The 25,283-nt window shown below is 71.2% G+C and carries 23 protein-coding genes; 9 read left to right on the top strand and 14 right to left on the bottom strand.

Annotated features, from left to right (window positions below; genetic code table 11):
* The first annotated feature begins 53 nt into the window (after positions 1–53).
* Positions 54–2,036 (top strand): kinetoplast-associated-like protein, encoded by a 1,983-nt coding sequence (locus ABZX12_RS19135; RefSeq protein ID WP_355694753.1) that lies wholly within the window; start codon positions 54–56, stop codon positions 2,034–2,036.
* Between the two features lie 72 nt (positions 2,037–2,108).
* Positions 2,109–3,059: a DivIVA domain-containing protein gene (locus ABZX12_RS19130; protein ID WP_355694752.1), complete on the top strand. Its 951-nt coding sequence runs from the start codon at positions 2,109–2,111 to the stop codon at positions 3,057–3,059.
* 55 nt (positions 3,060–3,114) lie between these two features.
* Here the strand turns inward: ABZX12_RS19130 and ABZX12_RS19125 are convergent, their stop codons facing one another.
* Entirely contained in the window at positions 3,115–4,005 is an 891-nt protein-coding gene (locus tag ABZX12_RS19125; RefSeq protein WP_355694751.1) for an A/G-specific adenine glycosylase, read from the bottom strand.
* Between the two features lie 23 nt (positions 4,006–4,028).
* On the opposite strand from ABZX12_RS19125, the gene ABZX12_RS19120 reads away from it, so the two are divergent.
* A complete protein-coding gene (locus ABZX12_RS19120; protein ID WP_355694749.1) occupies positions 4,029–4,703 on the top strand; it encodes a hypothetical protein in 675 nt (224 codons plus the stop codon).
* On the opposite strand, the gene ABZX12_RS19115 is transcribed toward ABZX12_RS19120, so the two are convergent.
* The 11 genes from ABZX12_RS19115 to ABZX12_RS19065 all read right to left on the bottom strand — a co-directional run bounded on the left by ABZX12_RS19115 (position 4,691) and on the right by ABZX12_RS19065 (position 17,561).
* Positions 4,691–6,208, bottom strand: coding sequence for a DHA2 family efflux MFS transporter permease subunit (locus ABZX12_RS19115; RefSeq protein WP_355694747.1), 1,518 nt, complete (start codon positions 6,206–6,208; stop codon positions 4,691–4,693). The two genes, ABZX12_RS19120 and ABZX12_RS19115, sit on opposite strands and share 13 nt — an antisense overlap.
* The gene (locus ABZX12_RS19110) at positions 6,184–6,756 is read right to left on the bottom strand and encodes a PadR family transcriptional regulator (RefSeq protein WP_355694746.1); all 573 of its coding nucleotides are present in this window, start codon (positions 6,754–6,756) and stop codon (positions 6,184–6,186) included. The genes ABZX12_RS19115 and ABZX12_RS19110 overlap by 25 nt, the downstream gene beginning before the upstream one ends.
* Before the next feature lie 195 nt (positions 6,757–6,951).
* Positions 6,952–8,046, bottom strand: a complete 1,095-nt coding sequence (gene disA / locus ABZX12_RS19105; RefSeq protein ID WP_355694744.1) for a DNA integrity scanning diadenylate cyclase DisA — start codon at positions 8,044–8,046, stop codon at positions 6,952–6,954.
* 179 nt (positions 8,047–8,225) lie between these two features.
* A complete protein-coding gene (locus ABZX12_RS19100; RefSeq protein ID WP_355694742.1) occupies positions 8,226–9,164 on the bottom strand; it encodes a beta-ketoacyl-ACP synthase III in 939 nt (312 codons plus the stop codon).
* A gap of 130 nt (positions 9,165–9,294) precedes the next feature.
* Positions 9,295–10,695 carry a DNA repair protein RadA gene (gene radA, locus ABZX12_RS19095; RefSeq protein WP_355694740.1) on the bottom strand — a complete coding sequence of 467 codons (1,401 nt, stop codon included), beginning with the start codon at positions 10,693–10,695 and terminating at the stop codon, positions 9,295–9,297.
* A gap of 9 nt (positions 10,696–10,704) precedes the next feature.
* Complete coding sequence (locus ABZX12_RS19090) at positions 10,705–11,979, bottom strand: hypothetical protein (protein ID WP_355694738.1); 1,275 nt, start codon at positions 11,977–11,979, stop codon at positions 10,705–10,707.
* A complete protein-coding gene (locus ABZX12_RS19085) occupies positions 11,976–13,748 on the bottom strand; it encodes an ABC transporter permease subunit (RefSeq protein ID WP_355694737.1) in 1,773 nt (590 codons plus the stop codon). The genes ABZX12_RS19090 and ABZX12_RS19085 overlap by 4 nt, the downstream gene beginning before the upstream one ends.
* Positions 13,748–15,007: an ABC transporter substrate-binding protein gene (locus tag ABZX12_RS19080; RefSeq protein ID WP_355694735.1), complete on the bottom strand. Its 1,260-nt coding sequence runs from the start codon at positions 15,005–15,007 to the stop codon at positions 13,748–13,750. The genes ABZX12_RS19085 and ABZX12_RS19080 overlap by 1 nt, the downstream gene beginning before the upstream one ends.
* On the bottom strand, positions 14,997–15,548 hold the full coding sequence (locus ABZX12_RS19075; RefSeq protein WP_355694733.1) for a hypothetical protein: 552 nt from the start codon (positions 15,546–15,548) through the stop codon (positions 14,997–14,999). Before ABZX12_RS19075 ends, ABZX12_RS19080 begins: the two co-directional genes overlap by 11 nt.
* A gap of 113 nt (positions 15,549–15,661) precedes the next feature.
* Positions 15,662–16,357, bottom strand: a complete 696-nt coding sequence (locus ABZX12_RS19070; RefSeq protein ID WP_355694731.1) for a methyltransferase domain-containing protein — start codon at positions 16,355–16,357, stop codon at positions 15,662–15,664.
* 4 nt (positions 16,358–16,361) lie between these two features.
* Positions 16,362–17,561: an MFS transporter gene (locus tag ABZX12_RS19065; protein ID WP_355694729.1), complete on the bottom strand. Its 1,200-nt coding sequence runs from the start codon at positions 17,559–17,561 to the stop codon at positions 16,362–16,364.
* 89 nt (positions 17,562–17,650) lie between these two features.
* On the opposite strand from ABZX12_RS19065, the gene ABZX12_RS19060 reads away from it, so the two are divergent.
* Both ABZX12_RS19060 and ABZX12_RS19055 read left to right on the top strand, forming a co-directional pair.
* Positions 17,651–19,075 (top strand): family 20 glycosylhydrolase, encoded by a 1,425-nt coding sequence (locus ABZX12_RS19060; RefSeq protein WP_355694728.1) that lies wholly within the window; start codon positions 17,651–17,653, stop codon positions 19,073–19,075.
* Between the two features lie 201 nt (positions 19,076–19,276).
* On the top strand, positions 19,277–20,800 hold the full coding sequence (locus ABZX12_RS19055; RefSeq protein WP_355694726.1) for a wax ester/triacylglycerol synthase family O-acyltransferase: 1,524 nt from the start codon (positions 19,277–19,279) through the stop codon (positions 20,798–20,800).
* 1 nt (position 20,801) lies between these two features.
* Here ABZX12_RS19055 and ABZX12_RS19050 read toward each other — a convergent pair whose 3' ends face one another.
* Both ABZX12_RS19050 and ABZX12_RS19045 read right to left on the bottom strand, forming a co-directional pair.
* Entirely contained in the window at positions 20,802–21,434 is a 633-nt protein-coding gene (locus tag ABZX12_RS19050; protein ID WP_355694725.1) for a VOC family protein, read from the bottom strand.
* A gap of 55 nt (positions 21,435–21,489) precedes the next feature.
* Entirely contained in the window at positions 21,490–22,230 is a 741-nt protein-coding gene (locus tag ABZX12_RS19045) for a hypothetical protein (protein WP_355694723.1), read from the bottom strand.
* A gap of 83 nt (positions 22,231–22,313) precedes the next feature.
* On the opposite strand from ABZX12_RS19045, the gene ABZX12_RS19040 reads away from it, so the two are divergent.
* From ABZX12_RS19040 to ABZX12_RS19025, 4 genes are read left to right on the top strand one after another with little or no spacing between them, the layout of a single operon-like run.
* Positions 22,314–23,246: a Ppx/GppA phosphatase family protein gene (locus ABZX12_RS19040; RefSeq protein WP_355694722.1), complete on the top strand. Its 933-nt coding sequence runs from the start codon at positions 22,314–22,316 to the stop codon at positions 23,244–23,246.
* Between the two features lie 4 nt (positions 23,247–23,250).
* A complete protein-coding gene (locus ABZX12_RS19035; RefSeq protein ID WP_355694721.1) occupies positions 23,251–24,105 on the top strand; it encodes a sugar phosphate isomerase/epimerase family protein in 855 nt (284 codons plus the stop codon).
* The gene (locus ABZX12_RS19030) at positions 24,102–24,692 is read left to right on the top strand and encodes a TetR family transcriptional regulator (RefSeq protein WP_355694720.1); all 591 of its coding nucleotides are present in this window, start codon (positions 24,102–24,104) and stop codon (positions 24,690–24,692) included. The genes ABZX12_RS19035 and ABZX12_RS19030 overlap by 4 nt, the downstream gene beginning before the upstream one ends.
* Positions 24,692–25,261: an HDIG domain-containing metalloprotein gene (locus ABZX12_RS19025; RefSeq protein ID WP_355694718.1), complete on the top strand. Its 570-nt coding sequence runs from the start codon at positions 24,692–24,694 to the stop codon at positions 25,259–25,261. The genes ABZX12_RS19030 and ABZX12_RS19025 overlap by 1 nt, the downstream gene beginning before the upstream one ends.
* Positions 25,262–25,283: the final 22 nt, after the last annotated feature.

Here is a 25,283-nt window from a genome sequence, read left to right as displayed (position 1 = left end):
TGTTCGGACCCGGACTGTCGGAAAGGGGGCCGGGAATGGAATCATCTCGTCGCATGGACGCTCCGCGTCTGCCACTGACCCAGGAACCGGTCGCCGACACCGGTTCCTTTGGCGTGCGGCAGGCGGGCGGGGTGCTCGAGCGGGCCCAGCGGATCGCCGACACCCTCCGCGAGCAGGCCGAGCACGAGAACGATCTCGCCCGCGACGAAGCGCGCCGGACCCGCGCCGAGACCGAGCGGCTGAAGGCCGACGCCGAGGCCGCCGCGAAGAAGCTCCGGACCGACGCGATGACGGCCGCCCAGCGCGTCCTGAACGACGCCGAGCGGGCCGCCGAGCAACTCCGTGTCGAGTCCGGCGCCGAAGCCGAGCGGGTCCGCTCCGAGGCCGAGGAAGCCGCGGACCGGCTCCGCGCCGAGTCCACCGCCGACGCCGAGCGGGTCCGGCGGGATGCTGCCGCCGCGGCCGAGCAGCTGACCTCCGAGGCGACCGCCGAGGCCGAGCGGGTGCGCCGCGAGGCGGCGGCGATCGCCGAGCGGCTGAAGGTCGAGTCGGAGTCCGCGGCCGAGCAGCTCCGGGCCACGGTCGCCGAGGAGGTGGCCCGGCGGCGGGCGGACTCGGAGCTGGCGGCCGACCGGCTGCGCGCCGAGAGCGAGGCGGCCGCCGAGAAGTTGCGGGTCGAGTCCCAGGCGGCGGCGGACCGGCGGCTCGCGGCCGCCGAGAGCGAGGCCGCCCGGCTGCGGGAGGAGGCCGACGACCTGCTCGAAGAGGCCCAGCTGGCCCGGGAGTCGGCGCAGGCGATGGTCGACCGGGCCGGTCGGGAGGCGCAGCAACTGGTCGCCGACGCCGGTGAGCAGGCCGCCCTGGTGTCCCAGGCCGCGGTCCGCAACGAGGCCGATCTGATCGCCCGGGCCGAGACCGAGGCGAGTGAGCTGCGGGCCGCGGTCGAGCGCGAGGTCGAGACGGCTCGCGAGCGGTCCCGCCTCGAGATCGCCGAGGCGCATGCCGAGATCGAGCGGCTGCGCGGCGAGAACCGTACCGAGCTGGAACGCCGGACGGCGGAGCTGGAGGAGACCGAGCGGGCCAAGCTGGCCGCGATCTCGCTGGAGATCGACAAGCTGCGGGCCGAGGCGGTCGCGGAGATCGCCGAGCGCAAGGCCGAGACCGAGGCCGGCAACGAGCGGCTGATGGCCGACGCCCGAGCCCAGGCCAAGCTCGTCGTGGACTCGATCGAGGCGGACCGCCGGACGGCCGCGGCCGAGGCGCAGCGGATCGTCGAGCAGGCGAACAAGGCGGCCGAGGCGGCGCTGGCCGAGGCCGAGAAGCAGACCCTGTGGAGCCGGAAGACCGTCGACGACCTGATCGCGGCCGCCGAGTCCGAGGCGCGGTCGATCCGCGAGCAGGCCGCCGCCGACGCGGACAAGTACCTGAAGCAGAAGCGCGCGCACCTGCGGCGCGTGGTCGGCCGGTCGACCAGCCGGCTCAGGCAGACCCAGGAAGCGATCGCCCGGGAGAACGCCGAGCTGACCCAGCTCGCCGAGACCACGCTGTACTCGGCCGGCGAGCAGGCCGAGTCGACGCTGGCCGCGGCCAAGCAGGAGGCCGAGAAGGTCACCGCCCAGGCGCAGGCGCGGGCGGACCGGCTGCGGACGTCCGCCGCGCAGGACGCGCAGGAGATCATCGAGCGGGCGAACCGTCGCGAGGCCGAGGCCGAGGCGAGCACGCAGGTGCTGCGCGAGCGCGCCGCCAACGACCTGTCCGAGGCGCAGCGCCAGTCGCACGAGCTGATCCGCAAGTCCCGCGCCGAGGCTCAGCAGATCGAGGCCCAGGCCCGCGAGCACGCCGACGCCCTGCGTGCCCAGGCCCGAAAACTTCTCGCCGACGCCGAGGCGAGGGTCGCGGCGCTGAACCAGCGCCGTGATGAGATCACCAAGGAGCTCACCCAGCTTTCGGGTGTGATCGAGGCACTCGCTGTACCGGGGTTCCGCCCAGGTGGTGGAATGTCTTCCAGTGAGGGTTCCACGGGGGAATCAGGATGAGGACGTGACAGTCAGATCCTTGTCAGTGACAATGTGTGATCCACCCACCCATCGAAGTGAGCATCGGAAAACATGAGCAGTGAAAGCCCAACCCCGTTCCGTACCGTTCTGCGTGGCTACGAGCCTGCCCAGGTGGACCAGCACATCCGTGAGCTGACCACCTCCCTGACCGCCCTGCAGCAGCAGTCCGAGCAGCTGCAGCGCCACGTCCAGGAGCTGCAGTCCCGCACGGACGCCGCGGAGGCGGCCGTCATCTCCGCCCAGGAGGACTCCAAGGACCGCGCGCCGACGTTCACCGAGTTCGGCGAGCGCGTCGCGAAGATCCTCTCGCTGGCCGACGACGAGGCCCGCGACCTGGTGACCCGCGCCCGCACCGACGCGGAGGCGATCGTCGCCGACGGTGAGGCGCACGCGAAGAAGGTCCGCAAGGAGGCCGAGCAGTACTCCCTGGACTGGAAGAGCGAGGTCGACGCCGAGGCTGCCCGGATCCTCGAGGAGGCCCGGACCCAGGCCGACGACATGCGCGACGAGGCCGAGCGCGACGCGACCGCGCGCCGCAGCGAGGCCCAGGCGCTGTACGAGCAGGAGCGGGCCAAGTCCGCTCAGGCCGCGGCCGCCTTCGAGACCACCCTGGCCGAGCGCCGGGGCAAGGTCGAGCAGGAGTTCGCCGCCCGCACGGCGCTGGCCGAGCAGCAGCTGGCCGCCGTCACCGACCGCGCCGCGCAGGTGCAGCGGGAGGCCGACCGGTCGCGGTCCGAGGCCGAGCGGCTGTCCCAGCAGCAGCTGGCCGACGCGAACCGGCAGGCCCAGGAGATCGTCGCCGCCGCGAAGGACAAGGCCGAGCGGATCCGTGCCGAGTCCGAGCGTGAGCTCGCGGCCGCGACGCAGCGCCGGGACAGCATCAACGCGCAGCTGACCAACGTCCGCCAGATGCTGGCGACGCTGTCCGGCCAGCCGGCGATGCCGCTCGACCTGCTGGCCGACGACGAGGCAGACGCCACCACCGGCAGCAAGAAGAACTGAAGTACCAACCACTCAAGAAGCCGGCTCGAGACCTTCGAGCCGGCTTCTTGGTGTGTCAGCCCGGCAGGCGGTAGCGACCGCGTGCGAGGGGCTCGACGAGGCCGTCGGCGACCAGTCCGTCGAGGGCGCGTTCGCGCTGGGCGGCGTCGGGCCAGGAAGCGTCCAGGTCGGACTTCGGTACCGGCGCCGACGCGGACCGCAGGACGGCCAGGAGCCGGCCGCGGGCCTGGCGGTCGGTGCCTTCGTACGTCTGGCCGCGCCGCGGCGGGCCGTCGTACGGCGGGCTTCCGGCGCGGACCCAGGCGCACCGGGACCGGATCGGGCAGTCGGCGCAGCGCGGCGTCCGGGCGGTGCAGACGAGCGCGCCGAGCTCCATCGACGCCACCGCCCACCGGGCGGCTGTGGCCTCGTCGGCGGGCAGGGCGCTGACGGCGAGCCGCTGGTCGGCCGCGGTGGGGGAGATGCTCGGCTGGGCGACGCCGGTCAGGGCCCGGGCGAGGACCCGGCGGACGTTCGTGTCGACGACCGCGTGCCGTTGACCGAACGCGAAGGACGCGATCGCGGCGGCCGTGTAGGTCCCCACTCCGGGCAGCGCGAGCAGGGCGTCGTGGTCGTCCGGCACTTCACCGCCGTGACGCTCCACAATCGCCTGAGCGGCCGCGTGCAGGCGGAGGGCGCGCCTGGGGTAGCCCAGCCGGTCCCAGGCCCGCACAGCCTCACCAGGAGCCTCTGCGGCCAGGTCCACCGGCTTCGGCCAGCGCGCCAGCCAGCGGCGGTACGCCGGCAGCACCCGGTTCACCGGTGTCTGCTGCAGCATGAACTCGCTGACCATCACGGCCCACGCCCCGGCGCCGGGCTCCCGCCACGGCAGCTCCCGCGCGTTCGCGTTGTACCAGCGCAGTACTGGGTCGTGGATGGCCAACGGCGAGCCTGAATGGTCCTGCACAAGGCCGATATTAGAGTGCGCTTATGAGCAGCCTGCTCCGTCCGGTCGGGCACCTGCCCGCCAGCGTCTACTGGTTCCGGCGCGGACTTGTGCTCGCAGTCGTCGTGGTCCTGGTCATCCTGATCTCCCGGCTGTTCGCCGGCGGTGGCGACGACACCAAGAACGCCGCCTCGTCGGACCCGCAATCGAACCCGACCGGCGCCGCGCCGGCCTCCACCCCGACGCCCACCCCGAGCGCCGGACCAAGCACTGCGTCGGGCACGACGACGGCGTCCCCGACGCCGAAGCCGACGAAGACCACGCCGCGCGGCGACCAGCCCTGCGAGGGCTCGGACCTGACCGTCGCGGCCCTGCCCGCCAACCGGAAGATCGTCTCCGGCTCGGTGCTGAACTTCGTCGTCCAGCTGAACCCGGTCGACGAGGGCTGCAAGGCGACCGTCAACGCCGACACATTGACGGTCACGGTGACGTCCGGCAAGGACCTGATCTGGAGCACCACCCAGTGCGACAAGGTGGTCCAGGCCGCCACCCTCGTCGTTGCCAAGGGCAAACAAGCGGCCGTCACCGTGCCCTGGAACGGACGTCGGTCCAGGCCTGGCTGTCTTCCGGGTCAACCGGTCGCCAAGCCCGGAACCTATGTCGTCAAGGCCGAGTACGACGGCCGCTTGTCGAGCCTGCAGGCCTTTCAGGTGGTCTGATCAGCCGGCTGCGCCGACTCGGCGGGCTGCTTCTTCAGGTGGCTGGGTGCGGTGAACATCAGCGCGGCGGCCAGGCCGATCAGCAGCACGAGTGCCGGCAGCACCAGTGACTGTGCCATCGCGTCACTGAACCCGGGCCGGATCATCTCGGGCAGCTGCCCGGTCGAGAACCCTTCACCCGCGGGTGTCCCGCCGGCCGCCGCCGGCAGGTTGTGCGCCAGCCGCGACTCCATCAGTACGGCGATGCTCGCGCTGCCCAGGACCGCGCCGACCTGCCGGGTCGTGTTGTAGACGCCCGCGCCGGCGCCGGCCTGGTGCAGCGGGAGGTTCCGCGTGGCCGTCGTACCGATCGGCGCCCACATGAAGCCGTTGGCGACACCCAGCAGCGCGATCGGCAGCAGCAGCTCCCAGATCGGCATGTCGGGCTCGATCACCTGGCTCATCCAGAACAGCGACGTCGAGCAGCACAGCAGCCCGAACCCGGCGATGAACCGCGGCGGCGTCCGGTCGACCAGCCGCCCGACGAACGGCGCCAGCGCGCCCGAGATGACCGCCATCGGGACCAGCAGCAGCGCCGACCGGGTGGGGGTCAGGCCGCGGACCGCCTGGGCCCACAGCATCAGCGGGAACGCCATCGCCGTGATCGCGAACCCGACCGTGGTGATCGCGACGTTCGCCAGCGAGAAGTTCCGGTCCTTGAACAGGCCGAGCGGGAGCAGCGGCTCGCCCCGGTTGCGGGACTGCCAGAAGACGAAGGCCGCCAGGACGACCAGCCCGGCGATGATCAGCGACCACACCGAGATCGGGCCCTTGATCTGGCCCCAGTCGTACTTCTGTCCCTCCTGGATGCCGAACACCAGCAGGAACAACCCGACCGCGCTGAGCACGACGCCGATCAGGTCGAACTTGTGCTCGTGCGTCGGCAGGTCCGGCACCAGGCGCATCGCCAGCACGAACCCGACCACGCCGACCGGCGCGTTGATGAAGAAGATCCACTGCCAGCCGAGGCTGTCGACCAGGACACCGCCGAGGATCGGGCCGACCAGCGTGGCGACACCGGCGGTCGCACCCCACAGGCTCATCGCCCGGCCGCGCTGGTCCGGCGGGAAGATCCGGGTGATCACCGCCATCGTCTGCGGCGTCATCATCGAGGCGCCGAGGCCCTGGAACACGCGGGCCACGATCAGCAGCTCGATCGTGTTCGTCAGGCCGCACCACACCGACGCCAGCGTGAACAGCGCCAGCCCGGTCAGGTACAGCTTCTTCGGGCCGACCCGGTCGCCGAGGCGGCCGGTGATCAGCAGCGGTACGGCGTACGCGAGCAGGTACGCACTGGTGACCCAGACGACCGTGCCGACGTCGGAGCCGAAGTCCTCGAGGATCGCCGGGGTCGCGACCGAGACGATGGTGGAGTCGACCAGGATCATGAAGAAGCCGAGCACCAGCGCCCACAACGCCGGCCACGGCCGGATCTCGGGCGTCACGGATTGTTGCGGGGTTGCCATTCCAGATCCTTGCTCTCGATACGTTCGATGGTGGTGACGAGCCAGTCACGTTCCGCGGCGATCTGCCCGCGGACGTAGCTGCCGGCCATCCAGTACGGCTCGGGTACACCCCTCGCCGCGGCGCCCGCGAGCGCGTGGTCGATCTCGTCCAGCTGCAGTCCGAGGTCCTCGACGCGACGGCGGAACCGCAGCACGGCGTCGTCGGCGTCCAGGTTGTGTGCCTCACTCAGTACCACCGGGAAAAGCGGGTACTCGTAGACGTACTCCTCGATCGCGGTCTCCACCCGCAGTCGCAGCGCCGTACTGCCCTCCGGCGTGATCTCGTACGTCGTCCGCTCCGGACGGTTGCCGGCGCGCTCGGTGCCGGTGGCCCGCACGTACTTCTGACCGGCCAGCCGTTCAACCGTGTGGTACAGCGAGCCCGGCCGGACCTTGAGCAGCCGGTCGTTGTGGCGCGTGATCAGCAGTTGGTACATCTCGTAGGCGTGCATCGGCCGCTCCTCGAGCAGCGCCAGCACGGAGATCGCCAGCGGGGTGAGGTCTGCCATGCTGCTCCATCTGGATTGTTCCGCGCGAAATGTTCCATGTGGAGTATTACTCTGAAACGGATTTTCAAGCAAGCCGAAGGAGCACGGACACGTCCTCAGTGCGGAGAAGGCTTATCCGCTCGTGGTGAGGGTTCTCTGCTCGTATGCCAACGAAGAACCCCCAACACGAGGGAAGAACCATGTCCAGGCGCGTACTCAGACGTAGCGTTCGAGGATGCTGGACTCGGCCAGCCGGGACAGGCCCTCGCGGACCGTGCGGGCCCGGTTCTCGCCGACGCCCTCGACCGTTTGCAGGTCGTCGATGCTTGCCGCGAGCAACTTCTGGAGGTGGCCGAAGTGGTCGATCAGCCGGTCGATCACGGCGCCCGGCAGCCGCGGCACCTTGGCCAGCAGCCGGTAGCCGCGCGGGGTGACCGCCGCGTCCAGCTGCTCGGCGCCGCCGAGCTGCAGCGCCCGGGCGACCTGGCCGATGTCCAGCAGGTCGGTCGGGCTCACGGCGTCCAGCTCGAGCAGCACGTCGTCCGCGGTCTTGGGCCGGCGACCCGTGGCCGGCGGCAGGTAGTCACGGACGACCAGCTCGCGTTCACCGGCCACGCCCGCGACGAGTTCGTTGAGCTGCAGGGTGAGCAGCCGGCCGTCGGTGCCGAGCTCGACGACGTACCCGTCGATCTCGGTCGCGATCCGGCGGACCATCTCCAGCCGCTGCGCGACCGCGGCCACGTCCCGGACCGTGACCAGGTCCTCGATCTCGAGCGCGGACAGCGTGCCGGACACCTCGTCGAGGCGCAGCTTGTAGCGCTCGAGGGTGGCCAGGGCCTGGTTGGCGCGGGACAGGATCGCGCCGGAGTCCTCGAGCACGTACCGCTGGTCGTCGACGTACAGCGCGATGATGTGCATCGACTGCGACACCGAGATCACCGGGAACCCGGTCTGCCGCGCGACGCGGTCCGCGGTCCGGTGCCGGGTGCCGGTCTCCTGGGTGACGATCGACGGATCCGGCATCAGGTGCACGGCCGCCTGGATCAGCCGGGTGGCGTCTCGGTCCAGGACGATCGCGCCGTCCATCTTGCTGAGCTCGCGCAACCCGGTCGCGGTGAACTCGACGTCGATCTCGAAGCCGCCGGTGGAGATCGCATCCACGGCCTTGTCGTGTCCGAGCACGATCAGCGCGCCGGTCCGGCCGCGCAGGATCCGTTCCAGGCCTTCGCGTAGTTCGGTACCGGGCGCCACCGCCGCGAGCGTCGCGCGGAGCCGGGCGCCGGTGCTGTTCTTGTCCGTGTTCGCCGCCACGGAACCTGAGTCTATGCGGTCCGGCGCGTGCCGACGCGCCGATATCCGCGGGCTCGTCCGGTCCGGCCGCCGCCGATCGGCGAGCGGCCGCGAATGCGCGTGCACCCGCCCGTGCATCGGACCGTGCAGTCCCCGTTTCCCGCGTGGATCCGGCGTCGGGAGGGCCGACGCCTGTCACGTCAGGGGCAGCGGATGACCTGACCGGCGTACGACAGGCCGCCGCCGAATCCGAACAGCAGTACCGGCGCGCCGGACGGGATCTCACGCTTCTCGACCAGTTTCGACAACGCGATCGGAATGCTCGCGGCCGAGGTGTTGCCGGACTCCACGACGTCCTTGGCGACCACCGCGTTGACCGCGCCGAGGCGCTTGGCGAGCGGCTCGATGATCCGCAGGTTGGCCTGGTGCAGGACGACGCCGCCGAGCTCCTCCGGCTTCAGGCCGGCCTTCTCGCAGACCTGCTTGGCGATCTCCGGCAGTTGCGTGGTGGCCCAGCGGAAGACGCTCAGGCCCTCCTGCTGGAACGGGCCCTCGCGCCCTTCGATGCGGACCGCGTCGGACATCTCCGGGACCGAACCCCAGACCACCGGACCGACGCCCGGGTCCGCGTCGGCGACCAGCACCGCGGCGCCGGCGCCGTCGCCGATCAGCACGCAGGTGGTGCGGTCGGTCCAGTCGGTCCAGTCGCTGAGCTTCTCGACGCCGATCACCAGCGCCTTCGAGGCGGCGCCGGCCCGGATCGCCTGGTCGGCGGTGGCCAGCGCGTACGCGAAGCCCGAGCACGCGGTGTTCAGGTCGATGGCGGCCGGGTTGCCGAGGCCGAGCCGGGCGGCGACCCGGGCCGCGATGTTCGGCGACCGGTCGATCGCGGTGCAGGTGGCGACCACGACGTAGTCGATCTCGGCGACGTCCAGGCCGGCGTTCGCGATCGCCTTGTCGGCGGCGCGCCAGGCCATCTCGTCGACCTGCTCGTCCGCGGCCGCGATCCGGCGCTCGCGGATGCCGACCCGGCTCTGGATCCACTCGTCGTTGGTCTCGACCATGGTCGCGAGCTCGTCGTTGGTGAGCACCCGTTCCGGCTGGTAGTGGCCGAGCGCGACAACTCTGGATCCGGTCATCAGGTCTCCTGGGGTCATCGACGTACGCCGGTGCTCCACACTGAACCCGGCGAGGGGCGCCCCCAGCGTACGTTCCCGGACCAGCGGGTGTGGATCCCCCGTCTCAGCTGTGGCGCGCGCCACAGGGGCGTCAGGCCAGGCCCGCGGCCATCAGGGCGGAGCGGAGATCCGGGGCGGCGAAGGTGCGCAGGCCGTACTTCTTCTGGATGTCCATCGGCTTCACGTCCTTGCTCCGGTTCGGGATGTCGGCGGGGACGATCGCCTTGGTGAACCCGAGCCGGGCCGCTTCCGCGAGCCGCTTCTCCAGACCGCCGACGCGCCGCACCTCGCCGGCCAGGCCGACCTCGCCGATCGCCACCAGGCCGGGGTGGATCGGCTTGTCCATCACCGAGGAGGCGACCGCGATCGCGACCGACAGGTCCGCGACCGGTTCGGTGATCTTCACGCCGCCGACGGTGGCGACGTAGACCTCCTGGTCGGCCAGCTTCAGGCCGGCCCGGTTGCCGAGCACGGCGAGCACCATCGCGACCCGGGACGACTCCAGCCCGGACGTGGTCCGGCGCGGCTGCGGCGCGGCGGACGGGCCGACCAGGGCCTGCACCTCGGCCAGCAGCGGGCGGCGGCCCTCCATCATCACCGTCACGCAGGTGCCGGCCACAGGCTCGGCGTGCTCGGAGACGAACAACCCGGTCGGGTCGGTGACCTCGACGATGCCGGTGTCGACCATGTCGAAGCAGCCGACCTCGTCCGACGGTCCGAACCGGTTCTTGGTCGCGCGCACCATCCGGAAGCCGGAGTGCCGGTCGCCGTCGAACGCGAGCACCACGTCGACCAGGTGCTCGAGCATCCGCGGGCCGGCGATCGCGCCCTCCTTCGTGACGTGGCCGACCAGCACGACCGCGATGTGCCGCTCCTTCGCGAGCCGGACGAGCGCACCGGTGACCTCGCGGACCTGCGTCACGCCGCCCGGTGCGCCGTCGACCTCCGGGTGCGCCATGGTCTGCACGGAGTCGATCACCAGGAACGACGGCTCGACCGCGTCGACCTGGCCGACGACCGCGGACAGGTCGGTCTCGGCGGCCAGGAACAGGTCGTCGACGAGCGCGTCGGTCCGCCCGGCACGGAGCCGCACCTGTGCGGCCGACTCCTCGCCGGACACGTAGAGCGTGCGCTGGCCGCCGCGGGCCGACTGCGCCGCGACCTCCAGCAGCAGGGTGGACTTGCCGACGCCAGGCTCACCGGCGAGCAGGATCACGGCGCCCGGCACGACGCCGCCGCCGAGCACCCGGTCGAGCTCGCCGATCCCGGTCGGCCGGGACTCGGCCTCGATCGCAGACACCTTGGCGATCGGCATCGCCGGCGACGTCACCGGGCCGGCGGTGATCCGGGCGGCCTTCGGCGCACCGATCTCCGCGACCGTGCCCCAGGCCTGGCACTCGCCGCACCGGCCGATCCAGCGCGCCGAGGTCCAACCGCACTCGGAGCACGCGTACGCCGCCTTGCTCTTGGCCTGAGTCGCCGCCTTCGCCATGGGCCCAACCTATTTCAGCCCGCCGACAAAACGTCTCAGGGCGCGGCGCAGCCAGGTGCGCGGCGTCCGGCGGGGCGGGTCGTCGGCGACGACCGGGAGTTCCGAGGTCCGCCGGGCCGCGTCGAGGTACTTGGTCAGGATCTCGCTCTCCGAGGTCCGCAGCATCGAGCTCTGTTCGAGCAGGTCGAGGGCCTTGTCCAGGTCGCCCGCGATCACGGCCGCGGAGCCGAGGTGCTGCAGGCAGCGGGCGTGGCCGTCGCGCTCGTCGACCTCGGCGTACAGGTGGGCGGCGTGCTCCCAGCGGCTGCCGGCCTCGTGCGGATTGCGCCGCATCCACGCGGCCACGCCCATCAGCTCCAGCGCGTGCGCCTGGCCGCTCAGGTCACCGGCCGCGGTCGCGCGGGCGAGGGCCGGCCGCAGCTGTTCCAGGGCGCCCTCGCCGTCGTACTGGTACAGGTGGACGACGGCGAGGTTGATGGCGATCGCCACGTCCGCCGCGAGGTCCGGACCGGGGCGGGTGAGCCGTGCGTCGTCCAGCCGGTCGCGGGCATTCAGGACGGCTTCGTCGCGGTCGCTCCCGGCCGGTGCGCGATCGGCGCGCGCCAGGTGCAGCAGGGCGCGTTCGACCTGACGCCGCATCTTCAGCGCGGCCGCCGTACGGCCGTGGGCGGCGATGTTGCTCGAGACGCCCAGGCGGGTGGTGGCCGCGTCCAGGTCGCCGAGCATCCGGTACGCCGTCGCGGCGCGCGCCGCTGCCAGCTCGGCGAGACCGCGGCGACCGCTGGACTCGGCGGTCGTGGTCAGGAGCTCGCTCAATTGCAGCAGCGCGTCCGGATCGGGGCGTCGTACGTACCAGGCCTCGAGGGCGTCGCAGATCCGGGCGAAGTCGTCGACGGCCGCGTTCTGCGCCTTCTCGTTGGCGAGCAGCTCACGCAGCCCGTCCTCGTGCAGCGTGAACCACTCGGCCGCGGCCATGCCGCCGGCGTCGGTCCCGAGCGCGATCATCCACTGCTCGGCCTCTTCGGCGGCCGCGTGCAGCGGACTGGCGGCCTGCTGCCGGCGTCGTCGCGCCCGTCGGGTGCGGGATCGGATGCGCAGGAAGGAGATCAGCACCAGCAGGCCGGTCACGGAGTACCCGACCCACTGGACGATGCCGCGCTGACCGAAGCTCTGGTTCAGCAGCTGCGACGTGAGGTCCGTCAGCAGACCGGAGGCGACGGCGCCGATCGCCAGCGAGAACTCCTGTGTCCGCGACGGCTCGTCCTGCTCCGTCTCTTCGCTCATGGGCGGCTCCCGGTCGTCAGCCCGCGGACGACGATCCGCCAGAACGACAGCATCAGCACCACAGGGACGACCGACGCGACAACAGCTGCGGCGGCGACCGGTCCGCTCGATGTGGAGAACTGTCGCGCCTCACCCCACAGCACCAGCGACAGCGGCGTCGTGCCCGGGCCGCTGATCAGGAACCCGACGATGAAGTCGTTCCACACCAGTGCGAACTCCAACACCGCAACAGCAACCAGTGCGGGCCGGTACGTCCGCTGCACAGTCGCCAGTACGGCGCTTTGACGCGCAGGACCCTGCAACGCCTCGGACACCAGTGCGGGCGGTGCGGACGCGAAGGCGGACCTCAACAGCAGTACGGCGAACGGCAGACCAGCAGCCGCATGTACCAGGGCCAGCGCGACCCGGGACCCAGCCAGGCCGGCTGTGTCGATCGCGTCCCGCAGCGGTGCGGCGTACATCTGCACAGGTGTCACGGCCAGTACGACGAACACGCCCATCGCGATCCGCCCGAGCCGCGTCGGCAGACCGCCCCACGCGACCAGATAGGCCGTCGGTACGGCGATCACGAGCAGGACAGCTGTTGCCGCGGCCGCGATGACCAGCGTGGACAGCAGCGCCCGGAACAGCCCGACGTTCGCCGCTGCTCCGAACGACGTGAACCCGAGCCCCGAGAACGACCACCAGCCGTGCAGCCCTGCCCCCCGCGGCGAGTGCAACGCCGTGGCGACGAGCACGACGGCCGGGAAGATCCACACCAGCGCGACAGCGAACCCGATGAACCACCCGAACCGTCGCACCACCCTGGTGGGCTTGGGACGCCCCAGCGACGGATCCGGCCGTACGACGGTCACCGGCATCGCCCACCGGCGCCGCCGCAGCCCGCGGACGCCGATCAGCCCGACCGTGGCGACAATCGCGAACAGCACGACACCGAGCGCCGCTGTCCGTCCGGAATCGCCGCCCGTGGTGGTGGCCCGCCACCAGTTCAGCCCCAGCACGTCGGCCGACCTCTGCATGGACCCCGGTACGACGATGAGCACCAGGTCGAACACCCGCACCGCCGCGATGACCAGCGTCAGCGTGATCACCCCGGTGATGGGACGCAGCAGCGGAATCTCCAACGCCCGCACCCGACGCCAGCCGCGCACGCCCTCAGCGGTGATCGTGCGGGTCACGTCATCGGGGATCGCGTCCAGGCCGGCGCGAAACAGCGAGACGACGTACCCGAGCCAGGTCCAGCCGAACGCCGACACCAGGACCAGCCAGAACAGACCAGGGCCCAACCACACCGGACTGGAGCCGAACAGCCAGGTCGAGACGGCCGTGACGGTCCCGCGCTCCGGAGTCGGGTCGAAGATCAGCCGGAAGGTCGCACCGGATACCAGGATCGACACGGCGAACGGAATGACCAGCGCGGGCTGGAGGAACGTCGTGACCGCCGGGAGCCGATAGCTCAACAGTGCCAGGAGGAATCCGACGCCGACCGTCCCGAACGCGACCAGCACCCACAACAGACTGTTGCCCACGGCATGCAATGCGGAGGGGTCACCCATCACCGCGAAGTTGCCGAGACCGAAACCGCCGTCGGTCCGGAACGCCGTCACCACGGTCACGCCGATCGGTATCAGCAGCAGGCAGCTCAGCAACAACGCCGGCAGCCCCAAGAGGTACGGGCCGGCCGGTCGGCGTGGTCTGCCTTGGACCGGCCGGCCGGTGATCTCCCGGCCGACGACCTCGAGTGACAGGCCGTTGGTGTGCAGGCCCATCAGCTCTCCTCCACCTTCCGCAGCTCGGCCATCGCCTCGTCCACCGCGTCGTCCACCGCGTCCGGTACGACGGCCCCGGGCCGGCCGACCGCGATCAGGAAGTCGGTCAGGACGCGCCACAGACCGTTGATGTCGCCGATGCGCCCGAGCTGGTCGGACAGGTCGAACCGCAGTTGCTCGCCGGGCTTGGTGAGCTGCTCTGCCAGCCGGGTGAGCTCGGGGGAGTACCCACTGGTCCGGCCGTCGACCAGGAACCCGCCCTCCGCGATCCAGGGGTCCGCCGCGGTCGGCGCGGACAGCCGGCGGACCAGGTCGCGGGCGTCCTGCGTGGTCGGCTTCGGCAGCACCATCACGTCACCTCCGACGACAACTGGTGCCGCAGCCCCTGCAGCCATGGGAGGGAACGTGAAAAGCCCTATGTCGTCAGGGTCTGCGGCAAACGAGCGCACGACCGGCTCGGCGAAGTCGGAGGCGAGCACCATGGCGGCCCTGCGATGCCCGAAGACCTCCACCAGTGCATCCGGGAACTGCTGGACGAGCGACTCCTTCACACCGCCGGCCAGGACACCGGGCGCCGACCACATGGTGCCCAGCAACCGAAGCGCGGCTGCGACCTCCGGCTGCTGCGACGGACGCGGGTCGGTCGCTGTCGCGAGTCCGGCGTACACGGACGGCGCGATACCCAGCAGGATGTTCTCCAAGAAGTCCGTCAGCACCCATCCGTCACCCGCGGCCAGCGCCAACGGTGTGACACCGGCCTGGGTCAGTGTCCGGTTGAGCGTCAGCCACTCGCTCCACAGCCGCGGCGGCTCGACGCCTGCCTGGCGGAACACCGACGGCCGGTACCAGACCGCTGACTTGTGCGCCGTCTTGAACGGCACGCCGTACGTCGTTCCTTCGTGGACCAGGAGCTCTTTCCACAGGCGCGCGCGGCCGAGCTGTGCGATGTCGTCGGGGACCGGCTCCAGGTCGGCCAGGTGCCGCGGGACCAGACCTGGCTGCGGCAGCATGACGATGTCCGGCCTGCGGGTGGAGCGCGCGCCGAAGGCGGTGGAGATGTCGTCGCCGAGCGGCACGACCTCGACCGGGTAGTCCAACGCACCCAGGCCGTCCAGCACCTTGTGGAACGCGCGCAGCTCCTCACCGCTCCAGCTGACCGCCACCCGGACCGCGCGCCGCAGTCCCAGCACGTCACTCGAACATCCGGTCAGCAGAAGCGTTGCCGCTGCCCCCAGGAACACTCTGCGGCTACTCGGCATCGACGAATCCCGCCGTACGGGCCGCGCTGGTCGTGATGAGCAGCAGAGCGGCTGAGGCGAGGTCGGGGTTGGGCCGCAGCGACAGCAGGGAGCCCCAGGTCGGCAGGCCGTTCGCGTCCTCCAGCACGATCGCGCGAGGGTACGCGCCGAGCGCGCGGGCCACTCCGGCCAGGCGACGACGGCCGGGCGTGATCTCGTACGGGTAGCGGTCCAGGACGTCCTCGAGACCGCAGCCGACGGCCTTGACCAGACTCGCTTCCCGGGCAGCTTGTTTGGTGACCTGCTGCGAGGTGCGGTGTCCGTGCATCACGTTGTCGAGCACTGTGAGGTGGGGGAGCAGACCGCCTTCCGCGGGCACCAGCCGGACCGCTCCGCCGGTCAGGACCAGTGCTCCGGGCGGTGGTTCGTCCAATCCGGTCACGACGTCGGCCAGCCTGCGACGGTCGGCTGCCTGAGGCACCACCACCGCACGCTGCTCACCGACGTCGACCCGGAGCCTTTCCGGCAACCCAGGCACTCGTTCGAGCAGCAGTCCGTCCATCCGTGCCTGGCGCCTCCCCAGAAAGCCCCGTCCAGCGGTCCGTCAAGTGGTTCGTCAAGTGGTTCGTCAACCCTATGAGGCGGCGAGGTCCGTGCGCAGGCGCCCGAGTGTCGTCAGAAGCTCCGGCTCCAGAGGTTGACCGCGTAGTCGACCTCGACGCCCGTGTGCGACGCGAGGATCCGCCGGGCGTCCTTCGGGGTGAACTCGATCTTCACCACCGCCTCCAGGTCGGCGCGGGTCTCGAACCGCCAGCCCATGTCGAGCGTCGTCCGGTGCCAGCCGCGGTCCGCCCAGAACCGCTCCACCTCCGGCGGCTTGATCATCGGGTACGACGTCCTGAACCACTCGCCGAACGTCGAACGGCTCCCGTCGTTGTCGATCACGAACGCGGTCCCGCCGCGGCGCATCACCCGGTCCAGTTCGGCCAGCCCGGGCTCGCAGCCGGGCCCGAAGAAGTACGCCCAGCGCGCGTGCATCACGTCGATCGACGCGTCCGGCACCGGCAGGCGTTGCGCCGCACCCTGCCGGACGTCGACGTTCGGCAACGCGCTCGTCCGCCGCCGGGCCGCGTCGGCGAGTGTTCCGTGCGGCTCGACGCCGATCACGCGGGCGGCGGTCGACGCGAACATCGGCAGGTGGAAGCCCGTGCCGCAGCCGATGTCGAGCACGGTCGCGCCGGCCCAGTCGCGGATCGCCCGCATCGCCGGTTCGATCACGCCGTTCGGGTCGACCGCGCGGTTCTCGACCTCGTACACCTTCGGGTGCTGCCAGATGTTCGGGCTCGGAATCCCGCCTTCCGCGATGCTCACACCGCTAGACCCTAGCCATTGCCTGTTTGGTGGTCGCGGCGAGCAGGGCGGCCGGAACGAGCAGGATGCCGCAGAAGACCGCCAGCCAGTGGAAGCCGAGATAGGCGAGGACCGGGCCGGCAGCGGTGCCCGAAAGGGAAGCCAGCACGCCCATGGTGAGATCCGACAGGCCCTGTGCCGACGTACGGATGTCGTCCGGGACCGACCGCGACAGCAGCGTCGACCCGGCGACCAGACAGGCCGACCAGCCGAGGCCCAGCGTGAACAACGCGAGTCCGGTCAGCGCATGCGCGTCGTCCGGCGCGACCGCGGCCAGCGTCATCGCCACGGCCAGGACGCCGAGGCCGATGCCGATCGTGGGGATCCGGCCGAGCCGGTCCGCCAGCCAGCCGGTCAGCGGCGACAGGGCGTACATGCCGGCCACGTGGCCGCTGATGACGAAGCCGACGATGGTCAGCGAGGCGCCGTGGTGCCGCAGGTGCACCGAGGTCATCGACATCACGCCGACCATCACCGCATGCGCGGTCGCGATCGCCAGCAGGCCCAGCCGCGCGTGCGGGATGCTCAGCACCTGGCGGAACGTCTCCGCGAGCGGCTGGCGCTCGACCTTGGCGGGCCGCACCTGGCTGCGCATCCCGACCCACACCGTGGCTGAGCTGAGGCCGAAGGCGACGACCGAGAACACGTACGGCCCGGCCAGCGCCAGGAGGCCGAGCGACGTCCCGACCGAGCCGCCGACACCGGTCAGGTTCGGTCCGACGATGACTCCGATCGTGGTCGCCCAGACGACCAGTCCGAGCGACCTGGCGATCCGGCTGGGCTCCGCGTTGTCCGTTGCGGCGTACCGCGACTGCAGGTTGGAAGCCGAGCCGCTGCCGAACAGACAGCCGGCGGCCAGCAGCAGTGCGAGTGAACCGATCTGCGCGGCCACGATCGTCAGCGCGGCGCCGGCGAACGCGATGAGGTAGCCGAGCGACAGCGAGACCCTTCGACCGGAGGTGCGGGCAAGGCCGGCGAGGGGGACGGCCAGGACGGCTGCGCCCAGCGTGGTCGAGGTGGCGACCAGGCCCGCGAGTGACGTCGAGCCGGAGACGTTCTCCGCCAGCAGCGCGGCTACCGCGAAACCGCTGGCTGTTGCGACGCCGCCGAGCGCGTTGCTCGCCACCAGGACCCGGAGAGTTGTCCGCTGCTGCTCGCTCGTCACGGGCAAACCCTCTCATGAACCTGACAGGGAAGCCGCTTATAGGATCGTCCTGACATAAATCGACCCGCGCTGCTTCCCCTGGAGTCCGGATGTCCGACATCGCGATCGTTCCTGCCCCGCGCGAACTCACCGTCCACGACGGCCGCTGGGTGACCGCCGACCCGCTCGGCGAGGCCGTCCGGGACGTCGTCGAGAACCTCGGCGCCGCCGAGTACCGGATCGAGATCACCGGCGAGGGCGCCCGGTTGACGGCCGGCTCCGAGGACGCGCTGCGGCACGCCGAGACGACGTACGCCCAGCTCGTCGAGGCCGCCGAGCCGGCCGGCGGCGGCAAGGTCGCCGTACCGCTGGCGCACGTCGCGGACGCGCCGCGGTTCGGCTGGCGCGGCATGATGCTCGACGTCGCGCGGCACTTCATGCCCAAGGAGTTCGTGCTCCAGATCATCGACGTCCTCGCGCTGCACCGGCTGAACGTGCTGCATTTCCACCTCACCGACGACCAGGGCTGGCGGGTCGAGATCGAGGCGTACCCGCGGCTCACCGAGGTCGGCGCGTGGCGGGCCGGGAGCATGGTCGGCAGGATGTCGCACGGCCAGACCGAGTTCGAGTACGACGGGACGCGGCACGGCGGGTTCTACACCAAGGCCGACCTCCGCGAGATCGTCGCGTACGCCGCAGAGCGTGGCATCACCGTCGTCCCCGAGATCGACCTGCCGGGGCACATGCAGGCGGCGATCGCGGCGTACCCCGAACTGGGCAACCACCCCGACCGGCAGCTGTCCGTGCGGCAGGTCTGGGGGATCAGCGACGACGTGCTGAACGTCAACGACGCGACGGTCGAGTTCGTGAAGACCGTGCTGCGTGAGGTGCTGGACATCTTTCCCGGCGAATACATCCACCTCGGCGGGGACGAGTGCCCGTCGGTGCAGTGGGCGGAGTCGGACGCGGCGCAGAAGCGGCAGGCCGAGCTGGGGCTGGACGAGCCGGGGCAGCTGCAGGGCTGGTTCACCGCGCAGGTCGCGGAGGTCCTGGCCGAGGAGGGCCGCCGGCTGGTCGGATGGGACGAGATGGTCGAGACCGACTGCCCGAAGGATGCGGTCATCATGGCGTGGCGGAGCGCCCAGCGCGGCGAGGTCGCGGCGAAGGCCGGGCACCAGGTCGTGATGGCGCCGTGCGAGTCGGTGTACTTCGACTACTACCAGGGCGACCCCGCGACCGAGCCGCTGGCGATCGGCGGCAAGATCCCGCTGGAGAAGGTGTACGACTTCGAGGTGGTCCCGGCGGCGCTGTCCGACGCGGAGAAGGCGCTGGTCATCGGCACCCAGTGCCAGATCTGGACCGAGTACATGGAGGGTCCGGAGCAGGTCGGCTACATGCTGCTGCCCCGGCTGTCCGCCTTCGCCGAACGTGCCTGGGGCTCCCCGAAGGTCTCCTACGACGAGTTCCTCGGCCGGCTCCGCCCGCACCTCAAGCGCATCGAGGCCCTCGGCCTCAACCACCGCCCCCTCGACTAACAGCCCACCCCGCCCCACACCCCGCCCCACCCGCCCCCGCCGAGGCGACTTTGTGCACCGGATCCGTGGTTTTCGGTGTGCGAGGCGCGGATCCGGTGCACAAAGTCGTGGATCGAGGCGGTTGGCGTAGGGGCAGGTGTGGACGGGCGGGGGCCCGGCCGCGACGATGGGTCCGGAGACCGGACCGGGAGCGGAGGGCGCATGACCGCGGTGGGGCCGCTGGATGCGATGTTCCTCGGGGGCGAGACCCGGGAGCAGCCGATGCATGTCGGCGGGCTGATGCTCTTCGAGCTTCCGGAGGGGGCCGGCCGGGACCACGTGTTCCCGGAGTCGTCGCGGGACTTCGTGTCGCGGCTGTACCACGAGATCGTGGCGGCGCCGGAGGTCAACCCACTGTTCGCGCGCCGGGTGCGGAACCGGGTGGTCGACCTCGGCTACTGGTCCTGGGAGCAGGACGACGAGATCGACCTGGAATACCACGTCCGGCTGTCCGCGCTGCCGCGGCCCGGACGGTTCCGCGAGCTGTTCGAACTCACCGGCCGCCTGCACGGAACCCTCCTCGACCGGCACCGCCCGCTGTGGGAGATGCACCTGATCGACGGCGTCGAGGGCCGCCGGTTCGCGATCTACAGCAAGATCCACCACTCGATGATCGACGGCGTCACCGCACTGCGCTGGATGCAGGACACCCTCACCACGGACTCGACCCGCACAGGTATGCCGGCCACCTACGCTCTGCCGGGCCGGGGGGAGCAGCCGCTCCGCGGCGAAGGCGCCGGGCCGAGAGTCGGCGACGGGGTCGCGCCTGGTGCCGCCGGCCCCGGGCTCGGTGCTGCCCCGGGAGGGGCCTTCGGTGGGCTGCCGACTCCTGCGGGGTTGCTTGCCGCTCTCGGTCGCGTGCCTGGGCGCACGCTCGGTGCCGCTGCGCACGGGGCCGGCGCCGCCGGGCACCTGCTGGCGGAACTGGCCGGACTGCCCGCGGCCGGGTTGAAGGGCCTGTTGGAGTCGACGATGCCGTTCCAGGCGCCGCGGACGATCTTCAACCAGCCGATCACCGGCGCTCGCCGGTTCGCGGCGCAGTCGTGGCCGATCGAGCGGCTGGAGAAGGTCCGGGCGATCACCGGCGCGACGCTCAACGACGTCCTGCTGGCGATGTGTTCCGGGGCCCTGCGCAACTATCTGCTCGAGCAGAACGCCCTGCCGGACAAAGGGCTGACGGCGATGGTGCCGGTCTCCCTGCGGACCACGGACGACGCCCCCGGCGGCGGCAACTCGCTCGCCACCCTGATCGCCGACCTCGCCACCGACGAGGCCGTCCCCGAGCGCCGGATCCACCGGATCATGGCGTCGACCGCGCACGCCAAGCGCGTCCTGTCCGGCCTCAGCCCGCTGCAGAACCTGATCGTCGGCGCGCTGGGCTTCGGCGTCGCCGGTCCTGCCGCGATCCTTCCCGGCGTGGCCGGCCGCACGACGCCGCCGTACAACGTGGTCATCTCGAATGTGCCGGGCCCCGCCGACAGCCCGCTCTACTGGAACGGCTCACGCCTGCTCGGGATGTATCCCGCGAGCATCGTCCTGAACGGCCAGGCGCTGAACATCAGCGTCACCAGCTACGCGCACGAGCTGCACTTCGGCCTGGTCGGCTGCCGCCGCACCGTCCCGCACCTGCAGCGCCTGCTCGGCCACCTGGAGACCTCCCTGGCCGACCTGGAGATCCTGCACTGATTCAGATCCGGACCGGGCCGTTCGGCGTGCTGAAGGTGGCTGCGACCAGGCCGGGCTGGCCGTTCGGGCCGGCCCAGGTGACGTCGAGGTCGTCGAGCAGATGGTCGGCGGGGTGGCCGATCCAGTCGGTGACCCGGGACGGGTCGCCGGCGATCTCCAGGCCGGTGAGCTCGAGGTCCTTGCCGCCGATCGACGGGTGCTCGGCGAGGTCGTCCCAGTGGATGAAGAACGGCAGCTGCGGGTCCGCGATCAGGCCCTTCACGCCGATCTGCCGCCAGGTCAGGTTCACCCCGTCCGGCCGGTGCCGGTTGCCGGGCACCGCCTGCCGCCCGAGGCGCTTCTCCATCGCGGCCATGTCGCGGACCGCGACCACCCAGCCCAGCCAGCCGCCGCCGAGCTCCTTGCGGGCGCGGACCGCCTGCCCGAACGGCGCCTTGTCCGACGCCGGGTGGTCGAGCACGTCGACCACCTCGATGTAGCGGTCGTTCTCCAGCGGCAGGATGTGGTTGACGGTGCCGAACCGCGGGTGCACGCCGCCGTCCTGGAACTCGGCGCCGAGCAGCGCGGACAGCCGCTCGAGCGTGGCCGCACAGCCATCGGGTCCGCACGCGTACGACAGATGATCCAGACGCATGTGAGTCATTGTTACGTCTCGCACCGACAGCCGACACACCCAGGGTGTGTCGGCGCTATTTCGAGGCGGGGTGCGGCAGCAACGGCCGCGCGGCCTCCAGGCGCTGCCGGCACAGGTCGGCGAGGACGTCGTACGCCTTCACGCCCATCAGCGTCTGCAGCTCCACCTTGCTGGACTCGAACACCGGCTCGACGGCGATGTGCGCCTCGGTGTTACCGGTGCAGTACCAGTCCAGGTCGTGCCCGCCCGGACCCCAGCCGCGGCGGTCGTACTCCCCGATGCCGACCTCGGTGTACGTCGTACCGTCCGGCCGCTCGACCTCGCGGAACGTCCGGCGGATCGGCAGCTGCCAGCACACATCCGGTTTGGTCTCGACGAAATGGATCCCGCGCTTCAGCGCCAGCCCGTGCAGCGCGCAGCCGGCGCCGCCGGGGAACCCCGGCCGGTTCAGGAAGATGCACGCACCCTCCCAGACCCGGGTCTTGCGCTCGCCGTCGTCGTCGGTCTCGACCCAGCCGTTCGCCCGGCCTTCCTTGCGGAACTGCCAGTCCTCCTTGCCGAGCTCCTTGGCGTACTTCTTCACCCGCTTCTCGTCGTCGGCGTCGGAGAAGTGCGCGCCGAGGGTGCAGCAGCCGTCGTTCGGACGGCCCTTGTAGATCCCCTGGCAACCGCCGCCGAAGATGCAGCTCCAGTTGGAGGTCAGCCAGGTCAGGTCGCAGCGGAAGACCTGGTCGGGGTCGGCGGGGTCGGTGAACTCGACCCAGGCACGGGGGAAATCGAGAGAAACCTCAGGCACCTGAAAAGCGTACGCGCCGAAGGCGCGCATGCGTGAATGCACCGCGAGACGCACCCTGTGCGGTTGTCCAGTAGCGTGAGGGTATGCGGCTCGGCGTACTCGACGTGGGATCCAACACTGTTCATCTGCTCGTGGTGGACGCGCACCGTGGCGCCGCGCCGCTGCCGGCGTACTCGCACAAGACCGAGCTCCGGCTGGCCGAGCACCTGGACAAGGACGGCAGGATCGCCGAGTCCGGCGCCGACGGGCTGATCGCGTTCACCAAGGAAGCCGTCGAGCTGGCCGAGGACAAGGGCTGCGAGTCGGTGCTCTCGTTCGCGACGTCCGCGCTCCGCGAGGCGCCGAACGGCGAGAAGGTGCTGGCCCGGGTCCGGGACGAGACCGGCGTGGACCTCGAGGTGCTGACCGGTGAGGACGAGGCCCGGTTGACGTTCCTGGCGGTCCGGCGGTGGTTCGGCTGGTCGTCCGGGCGGCTCGCGGTGTTCGACATCGGCGGCGGATCCCTGGAGATCGCGGCCGGGTCGGACGAGCAGCCGACCGTGGCGGAGTCGGTGCAGCTCGGCGCGGGCCGGCTGACCCGCGAGGGGCTGACCACGGATCCGCCGGACAGGGACGAGGTCCGGGCGCTGCGGCGCCGGATCCGGCTGGAGCTGGCCGCGGTCGCCGGTCCGGTCCTGCGGGCCGGCAAGCCGCAGCGTTCGGTGGCCACCAGCAAGACGTTCCGTTCGCTGGCCCGGATCGCAGGCGCGGCCCCGTCCGCCGACGGGCCGTACGTGCCGCGCACGCTGAACCGCGACGATCTGAACGAGTGGATCCCGAAACTGACCAAGATGTCGGCCGCCGAGCGGGCCGCCCTGCCCGGGGTCTCGCCCGGCCGCGCCTCCCAGCTGACCGCCGGCGCGCTGGTCGCGGACGCCGTGATGGACCTCTTCGACCTGCCCGCGCTCGAGGTCTGCCCGTGGGCCCTGCGTGAAGGCGTCATCCTGTCCCGGCTCGACCAGCTGCAACCCCGGTGAACGAATGAACCCCCGTACGACCGCGAAGATCGGCCTGTCCACCGCCTCCGTCTACCCCGAGTCCACCGCCAGCGGCTTCGAACTGGCCGCCCGGCTCGGGTACGACGGCGTCGAGGTGATGGTCGGCATCGATCCGCTCAGCACCCAGATCGACGCAGTCCGGCGCCTCGTCGACTATCACCAGTTGCCGGTGCTCGCGGTGCACGCGCCCTGCCTGCTGATCACCCAGCGGGTCTGGGGGACCGACCCTTGGGGCAAGCTCGAGCGCAGCGCGGAGGCGGCCAAGGACCTCGGCGCGGACGTGGTCGTCGTACACCCGCCGTTCCGCTGGCAGCGGGAGTACGCGCGCGGCTTCGTCGAGGGCATCGCGCGGCTGGAGGCGGAGACCGGCGTGATCTTCGCGGTCGAGAACATGTACCCGTGGCGGGCGCCGGGCAAGGGCCTGCAGGCGTACGCACCGAGCTGGGACCCGACCGAGCAGAGCTACGCGCACACCACCCTCGACCTGTCGCACGCGTCCACCGCGGAGCAGGACTGCGTCGAGCTGGCCGCGACGATGGGCAAGAGTCTCACCCACGTGCACCTGACCGACGGCACCGGCTCCGCCAAGGACGAGCACCTGGTGCCGGGCCGCGGCACGCAGCGCGCCGCCGACCTGCTGACCGCGCTGGCCAAGCAGGACTTCCGCGGCCACATCGTCATCGAGATCAACACCCGCCGCGCGGCCAGCCGGTCCGAGCGGGAGATCGACCTGGTCGAGTCGCTGGAGTTCACCCGCAAGCACTTCGTGAAGGCAGGCTCCCGCCGGACGCCGTTCGCGGTCACCCCCGAGGGGGAGATCTCGGAGCTGACTCCGTGACGATCGCCCGCCGTACGCCGGGACGCCGTCCGGGCGGGCCCGACACCAGGGGTGAGATCCTCCGGGCGGCCCGGGAATCCTTTGCGGACAGGGGATTCGCGGCCACCTCGATCCGTGCGGTCGCGCGCCAGGCCGGTGTCGACGCCGCGCTCGTCCACCACTACTTCGACAGCAAGGACGAGCTGTTCATCGAGGCGATGGCGTTGCCGCTGGATCCGCGGCAGGTGGCCGCGGCGATCCTGGACGGCTCGCGCGAGGACCTCGGGCGGCGGATCGCGACGGTGTTCCTCGGCGTCTGGGAGTCGGACGAGGGGCAGCAGCGGATGAAGGCGATGCTGCGCAGCGTCGTGACCAGCGACGAGGTCGCCCGGATCATGCGCGACGGAATGACCCGGATGATCCTGGAGCCGGTCTCGCGGTTCCTCGACGTCCCGGACGCGAAGCTGCGGGTCGCGCTGATCGCGAGCCACCTGATCGGCCTGGCGCTGACCCGCTACGTGGTCGAGCTCGAGCCGGTGGCCTCGGCGGGCCTGGACGCCCTCGTCGACCGGATCGCGCCGGCGATCCAGCAGTACGTCTCCGGCTGATGGAGATCCCGACCGACCGGGAGATCCGCGCGCTGCACCGCGACCACGCGCCGAGCCGGTCGTCGTTCGAGCTGGTGTACGAGCATTGCCGGCTGGTCTGTTCGGTGGCCTCGCAGTTCTTCGCCGGCCTGGACCTCGACGCCGACCTGGTGCGGGCGGGGGCTCTGCTGCACGACATCGGGGTCTACCGCCTGGACTCGACGGCCTATGTGCGGCACGGCGTGCTCGGGCACGCAGTGCTGGCGTCGCTCGGGTTCCCGGCCGAGATCTGCCGGTTCGCGTCGTGTCACACCGGCGTCGGGATCACCCGCGAGGACGTCGTACGTCAGGCGCTGCCGATCCCGGTCGACGACTATCTGCCGCGGACGCCCGAGGAGGAGCTCGTCCTGTACGCGGACAAGTTCCACAGCAAGCGGCGGCCGCCGGTGTTCCTGTCCGGTGACACCTACGCCGCCGAGGTCGGCCGCTTCGGCGCGGACAAGGTGACGCGGTTCGCGGCGCTGCGGGAGCGGTACGGCGACCCGTCGCTGGACGCGCTGAGCCGGGCCACCGGGTACGCCGTCGTCTGAAAATCTCCCTGTTGCCGTCGGT

The organism is Kribbella sp. NPDC003505 (assembly GCF_040610875.1).
In the GTDB taxonomy this organism is placed as follows: domain Bacteria; phylum Actinomycetota; class Actinomycetes; order Propionibacteriales; family Kribbellaceae; genus Kribbella.
This window is presented reverse-complemented; position numbering and strand designations above follow the sequence as displayed.

Excerpts from the sequence above, each read along its gene's own strand:
- radA (WP_355694740.1), bottom strand. The coding sequence starts at position 10,695 with ATGGCGAAGGCGGCGACTCAGGCCAAGAGCAAGGCGGCGTACGCGTGC.
- ABZX12_RS19135 (WP_355694753.1), top strand. The coding sequence starts at position 54 with ATGGACGCTCCGCGTCTGCCACTGACCCAGGAACCGGTCGCCGACACC.
- ABZX12_RS19050 (WP_355694725.1), bottom strand. The coding sequence starts at position 21,434 with ATGCGTCTGGATCATCTGTCGTACGCGTGCGGACCCGATGGCTGTGCG.
- ABZX12_RS19025 (WP_355694718.1), top strand. The coding sequence starts at position 24,692 with ATGGAGATCCCGACCGACCGGGAGATCCGCGCGCTGCACCGCGACCAC.
- ABZX12_RS19110 (WP_355694746.1), bottom strand. The coding sequence starts at position 6,756 with ATGGCAGACCTCACCCCGCTGGCGATCTCCGTGCTGGCGCTGCTCGAG.
- ABZX12_RS19040 (WP_355694722.1), top strand. The coding sequence starts at position 22,314 with ATGCGGCTCGGCGTACTCGACGTGGGATCCAACACTGTTCATCTGCTC.
- ABZX12_RS19060 (WP_355694728.1), top strand. The coding sequence starts at position 17,651 with ATGTCCGACATCGCGATCGTTCCTGCCCCGCGCGAACTCACCGTCCAC.
- ABZX12_RS19130 (WP_355694752.1), top strand. The coding sequence starts at position 2,109 with ATGAGCAGTGAAAGCCCAACCCCGTTCCGTACCGTTCTGCGTGGCTAC.
- ABZX12_RS19035 (WP_355694721.1), top strand. The coding sequence starts at position 23,251 with ATGAACCCCCGTACGACCGCGAAGATCGGCCTGTCCACCGCCTCCGTC.
- ABZX12_RS19115 (WP_355694747.1), bottom strand. The coding sequence starts at position 6,208 with ATGGCAACCCCGCAACAATCCGTGACGCCCGAGATCCGGCCGTGGCCG.
- ABZX12_RS19120 (WP_355694749.1), top strand. The coding sequence starts at position 4,029 with ATGAGCAGCCTGCTCCGTCCGGTCGGGCACCTGCCCGCCAGCGTCTAC.
- ABZX12_RS19090 (WP_355694738.1), bottom strand. The coding sequence starts at position 11,979 with ATGAGCGAAGAGACGGAGCAGGACGAGCCGTCGCGGACACAGGAGTTC.
- ABZX12_RS19080 (WP_355694735.1), bottom strand. The coding sequence starts at position 15,007 with ATGCCGAGTAGCCGCAGAGTGTTCCTGGGGGCAGCGGCAACGCTTCTG.
- ABZX12_RS19055 (WP_355694726.1), top strand. The coding sequence starts at position 19,277 with ATGACCGCGGTGGGGCCGCTGGATGCGATGTTCCTCGGGGGCGAGACC.
- ABZX12_RS19085 (WP_355694737.1), bottom strand. The coding sequence starts at position 13,748 with ATGGGCCTGCACACCAACGGCCTGTCACTCGAGGTCGTCGGCCGGGAG.
- ABZX12_RS19075 (WP_355694733.1), bottom strand. The coding sequence starts at position 15,548 with ATGGACGGACTGCTGCTCGAACGAGTGCCTGGGTTGCCGGAAAGGCTC.
- ABZX12_RS19100 (WP_355694742.1), bottom strand. The coding sequence starts at position 9,164 with ATGACCGGATCCAGAGTTGTCGCGCTCGGCCACTACCAGCCGGAACGG.